Here is a 16,931-nt window from a genome sequence, read left to right as displayed (position 1 = left end):
AGTGTGGCTGTTAACAGGCACGGTCAACACTCATTTTTAGATACAGGGATTTGTCCCTGGCCTGTTGAAACTGCCCTTTAGGCAGTTTCCTGAAAAAAGGATTGCCTCATGGCTCTCGACGTTCAAGAAAAAGCACAAATCGTAGCTGACTATCAGCAAGCTGTTGGTGACACTGGTTCGCCAGAAGTGCAAGTTGCACTGCTGACCCACAACATCAACAAGCTGCAAGGTCACTTCAAGGCCAACGGTAAAGATCACCACTCCCGTCGTGGTCTGATCCGCATGGTAAACCAGCGCCGTAAGCTGCTGGACTACCTGAAAGGCAAGGATCTGGGTCGTTATCAGGCTCTGATCGGTCGCCTGGGTCTGCGTCGCTAATCAGCGATTGCGCTAGAGGTTGGTTGTCTGCCGTGTGTCAGTGGGATTCCCGCTGGCTCATGGCAGGCTCCCAGCCTCAAGTTTTATCTGGATACACGTTTTACCCCTGGACAACAGTTGGGCCGACTCCCGACATTGCCCAAGAATTTCGTAAGAAGACAAGTTCCCCAAGAGCCACAAAGAAGGTAGGACACCGTGAACCCGGTTATCAAAAAATTCCAGTTCGGTCAGTCGACCGTTACCCTCGAGACAGGCCGTATCGCCCGTCAAGCTTCCGGCGCAGTGCTGGTTACCGTTGACGACGACGTCACCGTATTGGTGACCGTTGTAGGTGCCAAGCAAGCCGATCCAGGCAAGGGTTTCTTCCCTCTGTCTGTCCACTACCAGGAAAAGACTTACGCTGCCGGTAAGATCCCTGGCGGTTTCTTCAAGCGCGAAGGCCGTCCTTCCGAGAAAGAAACCCTGACTTCCCGACTGATCGACCGTCCGATCCGTCCGCTGTTCCCAGAAGGCTTCATGAACGAAGTGCAGGTTGTCTGCACCGTCGTTTCCACCAGCAAGAAAACCGATCCGGACATCGCTGCGATGATCGGTACTTCGGCTGCCCTGGCCATCTCCGGTATTCCTTTCGATGGCCCGATCGGCGCTGCCCGCGTTGCCTTCCACGAAAGCACCGGCTACCTGCTGAACCCGACTTACGAGCAACTGAAAGCTTCGAGCCTGGACATGGTCGTTGCCGGTACTTCGGAAGCCGTGTTGATGGTTGAATCGGAAGCCAAAGAGCTGACCGAAGACCAGATGCTGGGCGCGGTACTGTTTGCTCACGACGAGTTCCAGGTCGTGATCAACGCCGTTAAAGAACTGGCCGCTGAAGCTGCCAAGCCAACCTGGACCTGGGCTGCTGCCCCGGAAGCCACCGAACTGCTGGGCGCTATCCGTGCCGAGTTCGGCGAAGCGATCTCCCAGGCCTACACCATCACCATCAAGGCCGACCGTTACGCTCGCCTGGGTGAGCTGAAGGATCAGGTTGTTGCCAAGCTGTCCGGCGAAGAAGGCCAGCCTTCCGCCAGCGACGTCAAGGCTGCATTCGGTGAAATCGAATACCGCACCGTTCGCGAGAACATCGTTAACGGCAAGCCACGTATCGACGGCCGTGACACTCGCACGGTGCGTCCGCTGAACATCGAAGTCGGCGTTCTGCCGAAGACTCACGGTTCGGCGTTGTTCACTCGTGGTGAAACCCAAGCGCTGGTTGTTGCGACCCTGGGTACTGCCCGTGACGCACAGCTGCTGGACACCCTGGAAGGCGAGAAAAAAGACCCGTTCATGCTGCACTACAACTTCCCTCCGTTCTCGGTGGGCGAGTGTGGTCGCATGGGCGGTGCTGGTCGTCGCGAAATCGGTCACGGCCGTCTGGCCCGCCGTTCGGTTCAGGCCATGCTGCCTGCTGCTGACGTGTTCCCGTACACCATCCGTGTGGTGTCGGAAATCACCGAGTCCAACGGTTCCAGCTCCATGGCTTCCGTTTGCGGTGCTTCCCTGGCGCTGATGGACGCTGGTGTGCCGATGAAGGCACCGGTTGCCGGTATCGCCATGGGCCTGGTTAAAGAAGGCGAGAAGTTCGCCATCCTGACCGACATCCTGGGTGACGAAGACCACCTGGGCGACATGGACTTCAAAGTCGCTGGTACCGCTAAAGGTGTTACCGCGCTGCAGATGGACATCAAGATCAAGGGCATCACCGAAGAGATCATGGAGATCGCCCTGGGCCAAGCCCTGGAAGCGCGCCTGAACATCCTCGGTCAGATGAACCAGATCATTGGTCAGTCCCGTACCGAGCTGTCGGAAAACGCTCCGACCATGATCGCGATGAAAATCGACACCGACAAAATCCGTGATGTTATCGGTAAAGGCGGCGCGACCATCCGTGCGATCTGTGAAGAGACCAAGGCTTCGATCGACATCGAAGACGACGGCTCGATCAAGATCTTCGGCGAAACCAAGGAGGCTGCAGAGGCCGCGCGTCAGCGCGTTCTGGGCATCACCGCGGAAGCCGAGATCGGCAAGATCTATGTCGGTAAAGTTGAACGCATCGTCGACTTCGGCGCATTCGTCAACATCCTGCCGGGCAAAGACGGTCTGGTTCACATCTCCATGCTGAGCGACGCTCGTGTTGAGAAAGTGACCGACATTCTGAAAGAAGGCCAGGAAGTGGAAGTGCTGGTACTGGACGTGGACAACCGCGGCCGTATCAAGCTGTCCATCAAAGATGTAGCAGCAGCCAAAGCTTCGGGCGTTTAATCACCCGCAGGTTTCACGCTGAAAAAGGGACTCTTCGGAGTCCTTTTTTTATGGCGGCGGAAAAAGCCCGAAAAATCAGTTGTTTAATCCAAGCCAAAAAACCGCAACTTGCACGCAGGCACGACGCGGTTCATGCAAGTTGCACGATTCCGAAAAGATGGGTATTTGTTAATGCATTGTTTTTAAAGGGTTTTTATCTGAATTTCGACTTGGCACAGTGCCTGCAATATCCCTGTTAACGCTGCAGCATCAAGGTCCACACGCTGCAGACTTTTAATAAAACAGGAGTTACTCGTATGAAGAAGTTCGCTCTCGCTACTGCTACCGCTTTGACACTGGCTATGACCAACGTTGCTTTCGCTCAAACGTCTCAAGCGCCGATGACACTGGCTGCTGGCGAAGTGACTAAGGCCAAGGAGTCCACCTCGGATACCTGGATCACCACCAAAGTTAAAGCTGACCTGCTGACCGAAAAAGGCATCCCAGGTTCGGACATCAAGGTTGAGACCAACAAAGGTGTGGTTTCCCTGTCGTCGACCGTTGCCATCTCTGACTCTCAGAAAGCGACTGCTGTAGCGATCACCAAGAAAATCAAAGGCGTAACTGCTGTTTCGGCTGATGGCCTGTTGGCCGGCGGCGCTACCAAAGCAGACAATATCGACAAAACCAAGGGCGCAGCCGCTGATGCCAAAGGCGCAACCAGCGACACTTGGATCACCACCAAAGTGAAGGCTGACCTGGTTACTGAGAAAGGCATTCCTGGCACAGACATCAAAGTCGAAACCAACAAAGGCGTGGTTTCCCTGTCTTCGACGACTGCTGTGACTGAATCGCAGAAAGCCACTGCTGTTGCGATCACCAAGAAAATCAAAGGCGTTAAAGCAGTATCGGCTGATGGCTTGAAAGCCGAGTAACGCTCAACCCATCGCCTGAACTAGGCGCGGCGGCAACGAGTGAGCCAGTTATCCACTCAATGCACCTCACGTGTTCATGCGACCGGCCACAAGGAAGTGGTCATTACAGGCCCCGGCATTCGTGTCGGGGCCTGTTCTATTGTGGAGGGTTACTCGGCATCCAGATGCATTGGTGTGATCACTCGACCGTCTTTCTCGGCCTGGCCCAGATTGGCGTCGATGAAGTACACCCGGTCATCTTCCAGTTGCCCTTTGTCTACCAGGTAATCCTTGATGGTGCTGGCCCGGTCCTGGCCCAGCTGACGTAGCAATACATCACTGCCGCTCCAGAACTTGATCAAGCCGTCCTTCAGCTTTGCCGTGCGCTCATCGCGGCTGAGGTCTTTCCATTCCGCAGGTGGCTGCTGTTTCAAGCGAGTGCGATAGATACCTTCGAGCAGCGGGGCTTTCTCGCTTTCCGGAACCTCCAGCAGGGAGGCCTGGGCTGGAACCTTCTCGCCGCGACGCTGCAGCATCTTGTAGTAGTTGTACTGGTATTCACGTTCCAGTCGCTCCTGGGCCAGTAAGGGGCCGTCACTGCTGGCCGCCGCTGTGCCTTCGATTTCCAGGCGCAGGGCGGGGCGTTCCTTCAGCGCCTTGGCCAGATTGTCCAATGCGCCCTCAGCCTCTTTGCTCAATTCACTCGAGCCGGCGGCGAACGACACGTTACCCAAGTCTTCCGAACCTCCACCGGTAATCAATCCGCCGATGAATTTGAACGGTGCACTCGCCGCGCGCACCACCAGGTTACGCAGGGTCTGCCACACGATCGGCATCACGCTGAATTGCGGGTTGTTCAAGTCGCCACTGATGGGCAGTTCGATGGAGATCTTGCCATCGCTGTCTTTAAGCAAGGCAATCGCCAGGCGAATCGGCAAATCCACGGCATCGGCGCTGTCGACCTTTTCACCCAGCTGCAATTGCTCGACCACCACTTTGTTCTCGGCCTTCAACTGGCCCTTGGTGATCACGTAATGCAGGTCGAGGTTGAGACGGCCCTTGCGGATTCGGAAACCGGCGAACTTGCCCGAGTAGGGGGTCAGGGTGGTCAGCTCGACACGTTTGAAACTGGTGGCGATATCCAGCGCTGCCATGGGGTCGAATGGGTTCACGCTGCCTTTGATGGTCACTGGCGCGTAGCGGTCCACCTTGCCCTTGATGTCGACGTTGGCCGGTTTGGCCTGGCGACTGTCGATGGTGCCGATCTGCCCGTTGAGCTGTTGTATTGCGGTCGCAAAGTTGGGCGTGAGGCTGAAGTCGGCGAAGTTGGCCGAGCCGTCGTTGATCGCAATCTGCCCGATATGGATACCCAGGGGCTTATCTTGGCTGGCCGCAGGCTTGGCCGCCGCTTTGGCGCCGCTGTCGGCTGGCTGGGGAATCAACAGGTCGTCCACGTTGGTGGTGCGGTCATCGTTGATCATGAAGCGTGCATACGGCTGCTGCAGGTTGACCTTGTCGATCGACAGGCTGTCGCCATGCTGGTAGTTCAGGCCTTCCAGCACCAGGCGTTGCCACTTGAGGAAGTCACGGGTCTTGAGGGTGTCCAGGGTGTGCAACTGGTCCACCTGGGCCCGGCCGGTTACCTGGAGCTTAAGTGGGTCTGTGCTTTTGAGGTTCACATCCAGGTTACTGCCGAGCATGCCGCTACGCAGTTCCAGACGAATAAACGGGCTGATATAGGATTGGGCGACCCGCAGGTCGATGTCCTGGGTATTCACTTTCAGCTTGGCACTGACGGGGTTGAGGTTGACCTCGCCGGTTGCCTGGATCTTGCCCTGTTTGCCCAGGCCGCTGTCGATCTTGAGGGTGAAGGGGCTTTGGTTGAGGCTATCGAAGTTCTGCATATCGACATTCAACGGCCCCAGCTCCAGCGCGACGACCGGTTTAGCCTGCCGGTCAGCCAGGTGCACCTGGTAGTTGCGCAGTTGCACATCCTTGAGCAGCACTTGCCAGGGTTTGCTGGGCGCTGCCGGTGCAGGTTTTGGCGAGTCGGCAGTGGCCGGTGCGCTGGCCGGTTCCGGTGCCTTGGCCGGTTTGCCTGGCTGGCTGGCGAATAGTTTTTGCCAGTCCAATTGCCCATCGGCTTCGCGGGCGGCCCAGGTTTCCAGCTTGTTGCTGCGGATCTTGCCGACCACCACTTGCTGCTTGGCCAGGTCCACTGTTGTTTCGCTGATGTCCAGGCGCTCCAGGCGTACCAGTGGGCGGCCATCCGGTGCCTTGATGGCAAAGGGCGCGATGCTCGCGGCGGTGTTGTTCAGGTTCAGCGCAGTCTCATTGGCCAGGCTGAATGTGTAGTCGGTACTGAAGTTGAGCACACCGTCCTCAAGCACCAGTGGCAGTGCATCCCGCACATACGGCCACCAGGCTTTCATCTTGCCGTCGGTGACCTTCAATGTGCCTTTGGAGGTGATCGGCACCAGGCTGAAATTGCCTTTCCAGTCGATCTGCCCACCCTGGGGGCCCGCGGCCACGAGGGTCATGTCGGCGTTGTCTTCCGGCAGCGTGCTGAGGTTTTTCAGCTCGAAGTCGAGTTTGTCATAGAGGAACTCGATGGGCTCGCTGGGGCGCAGGTCTTCGAAATGTAAATAGCCGCCGGCCAGCTTGATGTTGTCGATACGCAACGGGAACGGTTTGGCGTTGGGATCGGCCGGGGTTGGCTCGCTGGGCGGCAACTTGAACAGTTGCGCGAGGTTCAGTTGGCCGGATTTGTCGAACAGCAGCTCGGTCTTGGGCTTGTCGAGTTGCACATCCGCCAAGTGCACGGCGCGGGTCCACAGGCTGTCGAGCTGCAGGTTGGCATACAGCCGCTCGAAACCGACCTGTTCCTTGCCTGGATCGCCGATTTGCAGGCCCCACACGGTCAGCTCCAGGCTGAACGGGTTGAGCTCGATGCGTTCGATGCGGGCTGGCACCGTGGCGTAGTTGGCCAGTTGTTGATTGGCTATGCGGAGGGCGATGCCGGGCAAAATCAGAAAGCCCAGCAAGCTGTACAGGGCTACGGCAGTCAACAAGGCGCCAGCGGCGCGAATCAATCCTTTGGGCATGGGGGCGGCGCCATCTATGTCGAACAGGAGTGCCTTGGAGTATGGCACGGGTTTTCGGTTCCGAAGAGCCAGTCCTTTTGAGATAAGTCCTATAACTGCAGGATCATTGTCTTCAGCGGTGGCTGTTGGTCTTGCGAAGGAAAATCGGCGCCGGGCGCCATGATGCGCCAGTCGCGTACCGGGCGCCCCGCTTTCTCGGCGCAACGCAGTACCTGGTCACGCCAATCGTCCATGCTCACTTTTGCCAGGTTGTTACAGCAGATCAGTACGCCGTTGTCGGCGGTTGCCAGCAATGCCGGCTTGAGCAGGCTCTGGTAGTCACGCAGCAGGTCGACGGTGCCGAAGGCGCTCTTGGCCCAGGCGGGCGGGTCGAGTAACACCAGGTCGTATTGACGTTGCTCCAGGCGCGGATAGCTCGGCAGCTTTTGCCCGCGACGCTGAGCGATCGGCAGGCCGGCCAGTTGGCGAATCGCCGGGAAGTAATCGGACTGCACAAATTCCATGGTGGGTAATTGCGGATTCAACAGGCCGTTCTCACGACCGACCGCCAGGTTACCTTCGGCAAAGTCCAGGTTGCACACCTCACGTGCGCCACCGGCGGCGGCACTCAGGCCGACCCCACACGTATAGGCAAACAGGTTCAGTACACTTTTGCCGGCGCTGTGGGCCTTGACCCAACCGCGAGTGTTGCGCAGGTCGAGGAACAGCAGCGGGTCCTGCCCGACATGGCGCCCGCGCACGCGGTAGTTGAGGCCCCATTCGTGGCCGACCAGGTCTTCCAGCGCCGCAGGTTCGGCGCGGTATACCGTGTCTTCGCGGTCGATGCGCGAGTTGCCACGCGAGCGGTCGTTGTACACCAGCAGCAATTCCAGGCCCACGTACTGGTTGATCAGCCGGTGCAGGTCCAGCAGGTCGTGGGTGTCCAGCGCCTGGTGGAAGCTTTGTACCAGCAACTGCGGGCCGTAGCGGTCGATCGTCAGGCCGCCGGCGCCTTCCTGGCTACCATGGAACAGCCGATAGCAATCGGTGCCCTGGGCATGCAGTTCGTTGATCAGGTCCTGGCGTCGATCGAGGGCGGCGCGCAGCGCCTGGTTCAGGGGAGACATGGAGCGCGCCTTGCTTTAGGTAATTGTGGGCAATGAGGGCGCGGAGTCTAACAGCTATGGGCCGCGGGCTACATCAGCCCCATCCGCCGATGGGCGCGTTGGACCGAACCATTGCGCATCGCCCAACGCAACAAGGGCGCGCTACGCTTGACCCCGGCGCGGATCATCTGGCGCTGCAGCGGACTTTGGTGGTGTTCGAGCATGGCGCTGGCCCAGTCCGGCAACAGGTCGATCCCGGCCTGCATCATCAACGCGCCAAAGGGTTTGGCCAGGTGGCTGGGTGCGGGCGCATTGAGCAGCAGGCGCAGCACTTCGCGGCTGCGCTCGTCGCACAGCAGTTGTGGGCGAACACGTGCCAGATAATCCGAGACTTCCTGCCGGGAGCGCGGAACCTGCCGGGCACCCAGGCGTTCGGCCACCAGGGCGATTTCGCTGTAGTAGCGATCCTGGTCCCGCCCCGACAGCTGCGGATTGCGATACCGCAAGTGGGCGGCGAGAAAGTTGCTGACTTCCGCTACGTGTACCCAGGTCAGCAGCTCCGGATCGCTGGCCGCGTACGGCCGTCCGTCCGGGGCGTGCCCGACGACCTGCAGGTGAATGGTGCGCACTTTCTCAATCAGCCACTCGGCGTCTTTGCGCGAGCCGAATGTGGTGCCGGAGATGAATTGCGAAGTACGGCGTAAACGCCCGAGCATGTCCTGGCGAAAATTCGAATGGTCCCACACGCCGGCCAGGGCCAGGGGGTGCAGGGCTTGCAGCATCAAGGCGCTGATGCCGCCGATGAGCATGCTGCTGAAGTCGCCATGGACTTGCCAACTGACCGAGTCCGGGCCGAACAGGCCGGGATCGCCCTTGGGGTTTTCCAGGTCCAGTTGGCCCAGCGACAAGCCGGTGAGGCTCATCAACTGGGTTTCTATACGGCTGCGGATAAATTCCATGGCGACTCGGATTTCCTAGCGGTTCAGGCGTTTGTCGATCAAACCGTCGACCACGCTCGGGTCGGCCAGGGTCGATGTATCGCCCAGGCTGTCCAGTTCATTGCAGGCGATCTTACGCAGAATCCGCCGCATGATCTTGCCGGAACGGGTTTTCGGCAGGGCAGGCGCCCATTGGATCAGCTCTGGCTTGGCAAAGCTGCCGATTTCTTTGCTGACCAGGTCCAGCAGGTGCTTTTTCAGCGCATCGCTGGGTTCGACACCATTCATCGGGGTCACAAAGGCATAGATACCTTGGCCTTTGACGTCATGTGGGTAGCCCACCACGGCCGCTTCGGCGACCTGGTCATGCAGCACCAGCGCGCTTTCTACTTCGGCTGTGCCGATGCGGTGGCCGGAGACGTTGATCACGTCGTCGATGCGCCCGGTGATCCAGTAGTCACCGTCTTCATCGCGGCGTGCGCCATCACCGGTGAAGTAATAACCGGGGTAGGGTTTGAAATAAGTGTCGATCATGCGCTGTGGGTCACCGTAGACGCTGCGAATCTGCCCCGGCCAACTGGCCTTGATCGCGAGCACGCCGCTGCCGGCACCGCTGAATGCCTTGCCTTGTTCATCGAGCAGCACGGGTTGTACGCCAAACATCGGCTGGGTGGCACACCCGGGTTTGATCCGCTGGGCGCTGACCAACGGGCTGAGCATGATGCCGCCGGTTTCGGTCTGCCACCAGGTATCCACAATGGGGCAGCGCTGCTCGCCGACTGCATTGAAGTACCAGTCCCAGGCTTCCGGGTTGATCGGTTCCCCGACGCTGCCCAACAGGCGCAGGCTGGCGCGGGAGGTATTCTCAAGCGGGCCATGGCCTTCACGCATCAAGGCGCGCAGCGCGGTTGGCGCGGTGTAGAAGATATTGACCTGGTGTTTGTCGATCACCTGCCAGAAGCGCGAGCTGTCCGGGTAACTCGGCACACCTTCGAACATCAGCGAGGTGGCGCCATTGGCCAACGGGCCATACACGATATAGCTATGACCGGTGACCCAGCCCACATCCGCGGTGCACCAGAACACCTCGCCATCGCGATAATCGAGCACGTACTTGAAGGTCATTGCCGCTTGCAGCAGGTAGCCGCCGGTGGTGTGCAGCACGCCCTTGGGTTTGCCGGTGCTGCCGGAGGTGTAGAGGATAAACAGCGGGGCCTCGGCGTCCATCGGCTCGGGCGGGCAATCATCGCTCGCGGTGTCCAGGGCCTGCCGGTACTTGAGGTCGCGGCCTTCGCTCCAGTTCACGGCAGCCCCGGTACGCTCCACCACCAGTACCGTGCTGACATTCGGGCAATTGGCCAGGGCTTTGTCGACATTCTGTTTCAGTGCCACGGGCTTGCCGCCGCGCACGCCTTCATCGGCGGTGATGACCGTGCGGCAATCGGCGTCGAGAATACGGTCGCGCAGGGCATCCGGCGAGAAACCACCAAACACCACCGAATGCACCGCCCCGATGCGCGTACAGGCCAGCATTGCGTAGGCCGCTTCCGGAATCATGGGCATGTAGATGCACACGCGGTCGCCTTTCTTCACGCCACGGCTTTTCAGCACATTGGCCAGGCGGCAGACGTTTTGATGCAGTTGACGGTAGGTGATCTTGACGGACTTGGTCGGGTCATCGCCTTCCCAGATAAAGGCGGGCTGCTCGGCGCGTTGCGCCAAGTGACGGTCGATGCAGTTATAGCTCACGTTCAGTTGGCCGCCGGCAAACCATTGGGCGGCGCCGGTGTTGATATCGCAGTGCTGGACCGTGTGCCACGGCTTCATCCAGTCGAGAAACGCCTTGGCCTGCTCGGCCCAGAAGGTGTCTGGCTGTTCGATGGATTGGCGATAGAGGCGTTGGTAGTCCTCTTGACTGAGTTGCGCAGCCCGGCGGACGGCATCGGCGCTGGGAAAGGTGCTGATATCGAACATGAGCGCTCCTTATTCTTGTTTTAGCGACAAGTCATAAAGATGCACCCTGTGGGGGGAGGGTTCAAGGCCAACGTCCAAACGGACGTTGACCCTGTCGTACCGGTATCAGCCGCGGTGACGACCGCGGAAATAGTTGATCAGGCCCTGGGTCGAAGCATCTTCGGCGCTGGTTTCTTCGGCACCGGTCAGGCGGTTGTAGACGCCTTTGCCCAGCTCCTTGCCCAGCTCAACGCCCCATTGGTCAAAGGCGTTGATGCCCCAGATCACGCTCTGCACGAACACCTTGTGTTCATACATCGCCACCAGCGCGCCCAAGCGACGGGGGCTAATGCGCTCGACCACCAAGGTGTTGCTCGGACGGTTCCCGGGGATCACCTTGTGCGGGGCCAGCTTCTGCACGTCGTCTTCCGGGATGCCCTTGTCGCGCAGCTCGGCTTCGGCTTCGCTGCGGGTCTTGCCGAGCATCAGCGCCTGGCTCTGGGACAGGCAGTTGGCATACAGCCACTGATGGTGGTCGGACACAGGGTTGAAGCTGACGATCGGCACGATGAAGTCGGCCGGGATCAGTTGGGTCCCTTGGTGCAGCAACTGGTGATAGGCGTGCTGACCGTTGCAGCCGACGCCGCCCCAGATGACGGGGCCGGTATCGGTGGACACGGGCGTGCCGTCCTGGCGCACGCTCTTGCCGTTGGATTCCATGTCCAACTGTTGCAAGTGTTTGGTGATATTGCGCAGGTAATGGTCGTACGGCAGGATCGCATGGCTCTGCGCACCCCAGAAGTTGCCATACCACACGCCGAGCAAGCCCAGCAGCACTGGCATGTTGGCCTCGAACGGCGCGTTCTGGAAATGCTGGTCCATGGTGTAGGCACCGGACAGCAGCTCCTTGAAGTTGGACATGCCGATGGCCAATGCGATTGGCAAGCCGATGGCCGACCACAGCGAGTAGCGACCGCCGACCCAGTCCCACATCGGGAAGATGTTTTCTTCGCGGATACCGAAGGCCACGGCTGCCGCGTTGTTGCTTGATACGGCGATAAAGTGGCGGTACAGCTCCGCTTCCGAGCCACCCTGGGCCAGGTACCAGGCACGGGCGGCCTGGGCGTTCTTCAGGGTTTCCAGGGTGTTGAACGATTTCGACGAGACGATGAACAACGTGGTCTCGGCGCGCAGCTTCATGGTCAGCTCATGGAACTCGCTGCCGTCGATGTTCGCCAGGTAATGGCAGCGCACGCCTTTATGGGCGTAGGACAACAGTGCCTCGGAGACCAGCTCCGGGCCGAGGAAGGAGCCGCCGATGCCGATGTTCACCACGTCGGTGATCGGCTTCTCGGTGTAGCCACGCCATAGGCCGTCATGGATGCGGCCAACCAGGTCAGTGATCTGGTTCAGCACCTTGTGCACGTCCGGCATGATGTTCACACCGTTGACCGACAACTTGTCACCCACCGGGCGGCGCAGTGCCGTGTGCAGGGCAGGGCGACCTTCCGAGGAGTTGACCGGCTCGCCAGCGTACAGCGCGTCAATGGCGGCCTTGAGGTCGACTTCCTTGGCCAGTGCCACGAGCAGGTCGCGGGTTTCGCTGGTGATCAGGTTTTTCGAGTAATCGAGGAAAAGTCCGCAGCTGCTCAAGGTGAACTGGGAAAAACGCTGAGGATCGGCATTGAACGCTTCGCGCATGCTGAAATCCTGCATGGCTTGGCGGTGTTGATTGAGCGCTTGCCAGGCGGGCAGAGCGGTAACGTCATGAGGAGTGCGGTAGTACGCCATCGCTGCGGGTTTCCTTTTATTACGGGGACTGCCTTTAGGACATTTCAAAGCCCGGAACGTCCAGTCTTTTATCAAGGGCTGGGTGCCGGACAGCGCTAACCATAGCGCAGGGCGATTACATTAAACCTAGCGTGTCGATATGTCTTGGCTTTGTCTGCGCTGTGGCCGGTACTTTTTTATACCGGCACATCAGGCAGGGTCGCAGGCGGGGTGTCGAGAGGGGGTCAGGCGAGGTTCAGGTGCAGGTTATCGATGAGGCGCGTGGCCCCCAGATAAGCCGCTACCAGGATCACCACGTCGCGATCTTCGGCCGTGGCCGGGCGCAGGTTCACGCCTTGGCGCACTTCGAGGTAATCCAGGCGCAACCCGGCGGCTTCGATCTGCTGGACCTGTTCGGCACGCAGTTTGGCGAAGTCGCGGTCACCGCCTTTGATGGCGGCGGCAATCTGGCTGAGGCTGCGGTACAACACCGGCGCGACCGCGCGTTGGGCTTCGGTGAGGTAGCCGTTGCGCGAGGACAGCGCCAGGCCATCTTCGGCGCGGACGGTAGGCTCGCCGATGATCTGGATCGGCATGTTCAGGTCATGGACCATGGCGCGGATCACGGCCAGTTGCTGATAGTCCTTCTGCCCGAACACAGCCATGTCCGGCTGGACCATGTTGAACAGCTTGCTGACTACCGTGGCCACTCCTTCAAAGTGACCGGGACGGCTGGCACCGCACAGGCCTTCAGACAGTTGCGGGACACTGACGCGGGTCTGGCCGGCCATGCCGTCGGGGTACATTTCCTCGACAGTGGGGGCGAACAGCAGGTTGCAGCCGGCTTGCAGGAGCTTTTCCTGGTCTGCGGCGAGGGTGCGCGGGTACTTGTCGAGGTCTTCGCCGGCGCCGAACTGCAGCGGGTTGACGAAGATGCTGGCGACCACGAAGTCCGCCTGCTGGGCGGCCTTGGCCACCAGGGTGGCGTGGCCGCTGTGCAGGTTGCCCATGGTGGGCACGAAGCCGATGCGTTTGCCGGCGTTGCGGGCATGGGCCACGGCGGCCCGCAGTTCACGTATGGTTTTTACCGTGTTCATGCAGAAAACCCGTGTTCGGCACCTGGGAAGGTCACGCCCTTGACTTCAGCGACGTAGGCGCTCAAAGCGGCGTGGATACTGTCCTGGCCAATCATGAAGTTCTTCACGAACTTCGGCACACGGCCAGTCATCGACAGGCCGAGCATGTCGTGCAGCACCAGGACCTGGCCGTCGGTGGCGGAACCGGCACCAATGCCGATCACCGGGACTTTAACGGCGTGGGTGATTTCCGCCGCCAACTCACTGGGAACGCATTCGAGCAGGATCATTGCGGCGCCAGCCTGCTCCAGGGCGATGGCATCGGCACGCATCTGGCGCGCCTGGGCCTCATTGCGGCCTTGTACCTTATAGCCACCCAGGATATTCACGGACTGCGGCGTCAGGCCCATGTGCGCGCACACAGGAACACCCCGTTCAGCCAGCAGGCGGATCGATTCGGCGAGCCAGACGGCCCCTTCCACCTTGATCATGTGCGCGCCGGCTTGCATCAGTTTGCCGGCGTTCTGGAAGGTCTGTTCGAGGGTGGCGTAACCCATGAACGGCAGGTCGGCGATGATGAAGGCGCCGTCGTTACCGCGCTTGACGCTGGCGGTGTGGTAGGCGAGCTCATCGGTGGTAACGGGCAGGGTGCTGTCATTCCCTTGAAGAACCATGCCCAGGGAGTCGCCCACCAATAACACTTCGACACCTGCCTGGCAGCTGGCGTGGGCGAAGGTAGCGTCATAGCAGGTCAGCATGGTGATTTTTTCACCTTTGAGCTTGAGGCTCTGCAAGGTGGTCAGGGTAATGTCTGGCATGAAAAGGGTCCTCGTTCAGGCGCTTGGAAACAGCGAGTAACGCGCGTGAGTCTTTGTTTATACAGGCGCACTGTCTTGAAAGCAGTGCTTATATGGCCTGGATTGCGCCCTTTAGCGCCGGGTTGGCGGCAGCGGGACGCCTATAGTCGTGAGGAGGACACGGGAAGTCAATTGGATGTGTTACCGCATTGTTACGACCGCGATGTTACCGCTGTTACTGACGCGATTGCAGGTGCGAGGGTGCTCGTGAAGAACGCGCAGGCACCACGTTTAATCAGGGCGTGCGCGTTATCGTTGACGATTTTCGCGAGCAAGCCCGCGCCTACAAAGGTAAGCGTTCCAAGCCGACAAACGGGCAGGCCGCCAGCAGTTTGCTGAGTGTCTGGCCGTCAGGCAGTTGCAGGTCGGCAGGGGCCAGTTCGGCCAAGGGGTACAACACAAACGCGCGCACGTGCATCTGGTAGTGCGGCACCTTGAGGCGTGGTTCGTCGATCAGGCGGTCACCAAACAGCAGGATATCCAGGTCAAGCGTGCGCGGCCCCCAACGCTCGAGGCGCTCGCGGCCCTGGTCATTCTCGATGGCTTGCAGTGCGTCAAGCAGGTCCAGCGGTGCAAGGCTGCTGTCCAGGGCCGCAACCGCGTTGGTATAGCGCGGTTGGCCCGGGAGTAGGGAATCACTTTGATAGAAGGAGGACACACCGACGAGGCGGGTGCCGGGCAATTGTGCCAGCGCCTCGATAGCGCTGCGCAATTGCTGATCCGGGGCGGCCAGGTTGCTGCCCATGCCGATGTAGATGCGTTCCACGTTTATTCGCCCGTGGCGCCCGAGGCATCGGCGGCGCTGCGTTTACGCTTGGTGCCGCTGCGACGACGCTTCTTGGGCCCCTCGCTGGCGCCTTCGCCTTTGCTGCCGAGCTCTCGAATCATCTCGCGGCGTTCGCTGTCATTGGCGTCCTGGTAGTCGGTCCACCATTCGCCCAGGCCGTCGGTCTGCTCGCCAGCGCTTTCACGCAGCAGCAGGAAGTCGTAGCCAGCGCGGAAGCGCGGGTTGTCCAGCAACAGGTCGGCACGCTTGCCGCTGCGGCGGGGCAGGCGCTCCTGCATATCCCAGATTTCGCGGATCGGCATGGTGAAACGTTTCGGGATAGCGATGCGCTGGCATTGCTCGGTGATCAGTTCGTGAGCGGCTTCCTGCATGGCTGGAATCGGCGGCATGCCACGTTCTTGCAGGCGCAGTACGCGTTTTGGCAGGGCCGGCCACAGCAGGGCAGCAAACAGGAACGCCGGGGTTACCGGTTTGTTCTGTTTGATGCGCAGATCGGTATTGATCAACGCTTCGCTGATCAATGTGTGGGTATACGTCGGGTTGTATTCCAGGGCCTCGGCGCTGGCCGGGAACAAGGGGTCGAACAACTGCAGGTCGACGAGCATTTCGAAGGTGTCGGCGGCGTAGCCCGAGAGGAACAGCTTGAGCACTTCTTCGAACAGGCGCGCCGAGGGAATCTCCTGCAGCATGGGGGCCAGTTCACGAATCGGCGCAGCGGTGTGTCGCTCGATACCGAAGTTCAGCTTGGCCGCAAAGCGCACGGCCCGCAGCATACGAACCGGGTCCTCCTGGTAGCGCTGCACCGGGTCGCCGATCAGGCGGACCAGGTTGTTACGGATGTCGTGTACGCCGTTGGCGTAATCAAGAATGCGCTCACTGACCGGGTCGTAATAGAGGGCGTTGATGGTGAAGTCGCGACGCTGCGCGTCTTCTTCCAAGGTGCCATAGACGTTGTCGCGCAGGATGCGCCCGCTCTCGTTGCGGGAAGACTGATTGGTGTCCTCCTCTTCATCGTTTTGCGGATGGCCTGCACGGAAGGTCGCGACCTCGATGATTTCGCGACCAAAGTGGATGTGCACCAACTTGAAACGGCGGCCGATGATGCGCGCATTGCGAAACTCGGCGCGCACTTGCTCTGGCGTCGCACTGGTGGCGACGTCGAAATCCTTGGGCGTGATGTTGAGCAACATGTCGCGTACGCACCCGCCCACCAGATAAGCCTGGTAGCCGGCGTTCTGCAAACGTTCGACGATGTTCACTGCATAACGGCTGAACTGAGCGCGTTGCAGCGAATGTTGGCTGCTGTTGAGCACTTCAGGCGTGCTGCGTTTGTGTTGCGTACGACGCAAGGGAGAACGGAATGACTGGAACAACTTCTTCAGCATGGGATGCACTGTTTGAAGGAATGTTCGGCCATAACGAAGAATGACCGCATGATGGGCGGGGATTCTAGCATTTAGTCAGGGGATGGTGTAGGAACAAGCTACAGGCCTTGCGCCATAAGCCTTGAAAATGCCAAATGCCAGAAACTACAAGGGGAGCCGAAGCTCCCCCAGAAGTAGTTGCGTGCTCTATTTTTATTATTGATTTCGGGCTTCTTGTTTTTGTTGATCGCCCTCGCCATGAAGCTTCACCTTCATGACACTCCCAATCGGGAGTCAAGAGCAAACGGATTGCTTTGGTCGCTGTGTTGCTGATCTACGATCCAACCAGTTCAGGCTCTGCCTTAGGGCAGTTTTTGTTGTTCTCGGCCTGGTTGCGGGGCAAGCCCCAATGCAACGCCTCTCCA

At 59.7% G+C, this 16,931-nt stretch carries 12 protein-coding genes; 3 read left to right on the top strand and 9 right to left on the bottom strand.

Annotated features, from left to right (window positions below):
- The first annotated feature begins 108 nt into the window (after positions 1-108).
- From rpsO to A7317_RS24820, 3 genes are all read left to right on the top strand, one after another.
- Positions 109-378, top strand: coding sequence for a 30S ribosomal protein S15 (gene rpsO / locus A7317_RS24830; protein WP_003176135.1), 270 nt, complete (start codon positions 109-111; stop codon positions 376-378).
- Between the two features lie 195 nt (positions 379-573).
- Entirely contained in the window at positions 574-2,679 is a 2,106-nt protein-coding gene (pnp, locus tag A7317_RS24825) for a polyribonucleotide nucleotidyltransferase (protein WP_024077433.1), read from the top strand.
- Positions 2,680-2,975: 296 nt separating this feature from the next.
- The gene (locus A7317_RS24820; RefSeq protein WP_024077432.1) at positions 2,976-3,593 is read left to right on the top strand and encodes a BON domain-containing protein; all 618 of its coding nucleotides are present in this window, start codon (positions 2,976-2,978) and stop codon (positions 3,591-3,593) included.
- Between the two features lie 149 nt (positions 3,594-3,742).
- On the opposite strand, the gene A7317_RS24815 is transcribed toward A7317_RS24820, so the two are convergent.
- The 9 genes from A7317_RS24815 to A7317_RS24775 form a co-directional block, all read right to left on the bottom strand.
- On the bottom strand, positions 3,743-6,676 hold the full coding sequence (locus A7317_RS24815) for a DUF748 domain-containing protein (protein WP_069077024.1): 2,934 nt from the start codon (positions 6,674-6,676) through the stop codon (positions 3,743-3,745).
- Positions 6,677-6,765: 89 nt separating this feature from the next.
- Entirely contained in the window at positions 6,766-7,782 is a 1,017-nt protein-coding gene (locus A7317_RS24810) for a class I SAM-dependent rRNA methyltransferase (protein WP_069077023.1), read from the bottom strand.
- A 68-nt stretch (positions 7,783-7,850) separates the two neighbouring features.
- Positions 7,851-8,720, bottom strand: a complete 870-nt coding sequence (locus tag A7317_RS24805) for an oxygenase MpaB family protein (protein WP_024077429.1) — start codon at positions 8,718-8,720, stop codon at positions 7,851-7,853.
- A gap of 15 nt (positions 8,721-8,735) precedes the next feature.
- Positions 8,736-10,673, bottom strand: coding sequence for an acetate--CoA ligase (gene acs / locus A7317_RS24800; RefSeq protein WP_069077022.1), 1,938 nt, complete (start codon positions 10,671-10,673; stop codon positions 8,736-8,738).
- Positions 10,674-10,778: 105 nt separating this feature from the next.
- Positions 10,779-12,443, bottom strand: coding sequence for a glucose-6-phosphate isomerase (gene pgi, locus A7317_RS24795; RefSeq protein ID WP_024077427.1), 1,665 nt, complete (start codon positions 12,441-12,443; stop codon positions 10,779-10,781).
- Between the two features lie 224 nt (positions 12,444-12,667).
- Positions 12,668-13,519: a pantoate--beta-alanine ligase gene (gene panC / locus A7317_RS24790; protein ID WP_024077426.1), complete on the bottom strand. Its 852-nt coding sequence runs from the start codon at positions 13,517-13,519 to the stop codon at positions 12,668-12,670.
- A complete protein-coding gene (gene panB / locus A7317_RS24785; RefSeq protein WP_024077425.1) occupies positions 13,516-14,316 on the bottom strand; it encodes a 3-methyl-2-oxobutanoate hydroxymethyltransferase in 801 nt (266 codons plus the stop codon). The genes panC and panB overlap by 4 nt, the downstream gene beginning before the upstream one ends.
- A 322-nt stretch (positions 14,317-14,638) precedes the next feature.
- Positions 14,639-15,121, bottom strand: coding sequence for a 2-amino-4-hydroxy-6-hydroxymethyldihydropteridine diphosphokinase (gene folK / locus A7317_RS24780; protein ID WP_024077424.1), 483 nt, complete (start codon positions 15,119-15,121; stop codon positions 14,639-14,641).
- 2 nt (positions 15,122-15,123) lie between these two features.
- Entirely contained in the window at positions 15,124-16,527 is a 1,404-nt protein-coding gene (locus tag A7317_RS24775) for a polynucleotide adenylyltransferase PcnB (RefSeq protein ID WP_069077021.1), read from the bottom strand.
- Positions 16,528-16,931 lie beyond the last annotated feature (404 nt).

Origin of the sequence: Pseudomonas fluorescens (genome assembly GCF_001708445.1) — a bacterium.
In the GTDB taxonomy this organism is placed as follows: domain Bacteria; phylum Pseudomonadota; class Gammaproteobacteria; order Pseudomonadales; family Pseudomonadaceae; genus Aquipseudomonas; species Aquipseudomonas gorinensis.
Note: the sequence above shows the minus strand (reverse complement) of the source record. Positions and strands in the feature narration are given on the sequence as shown.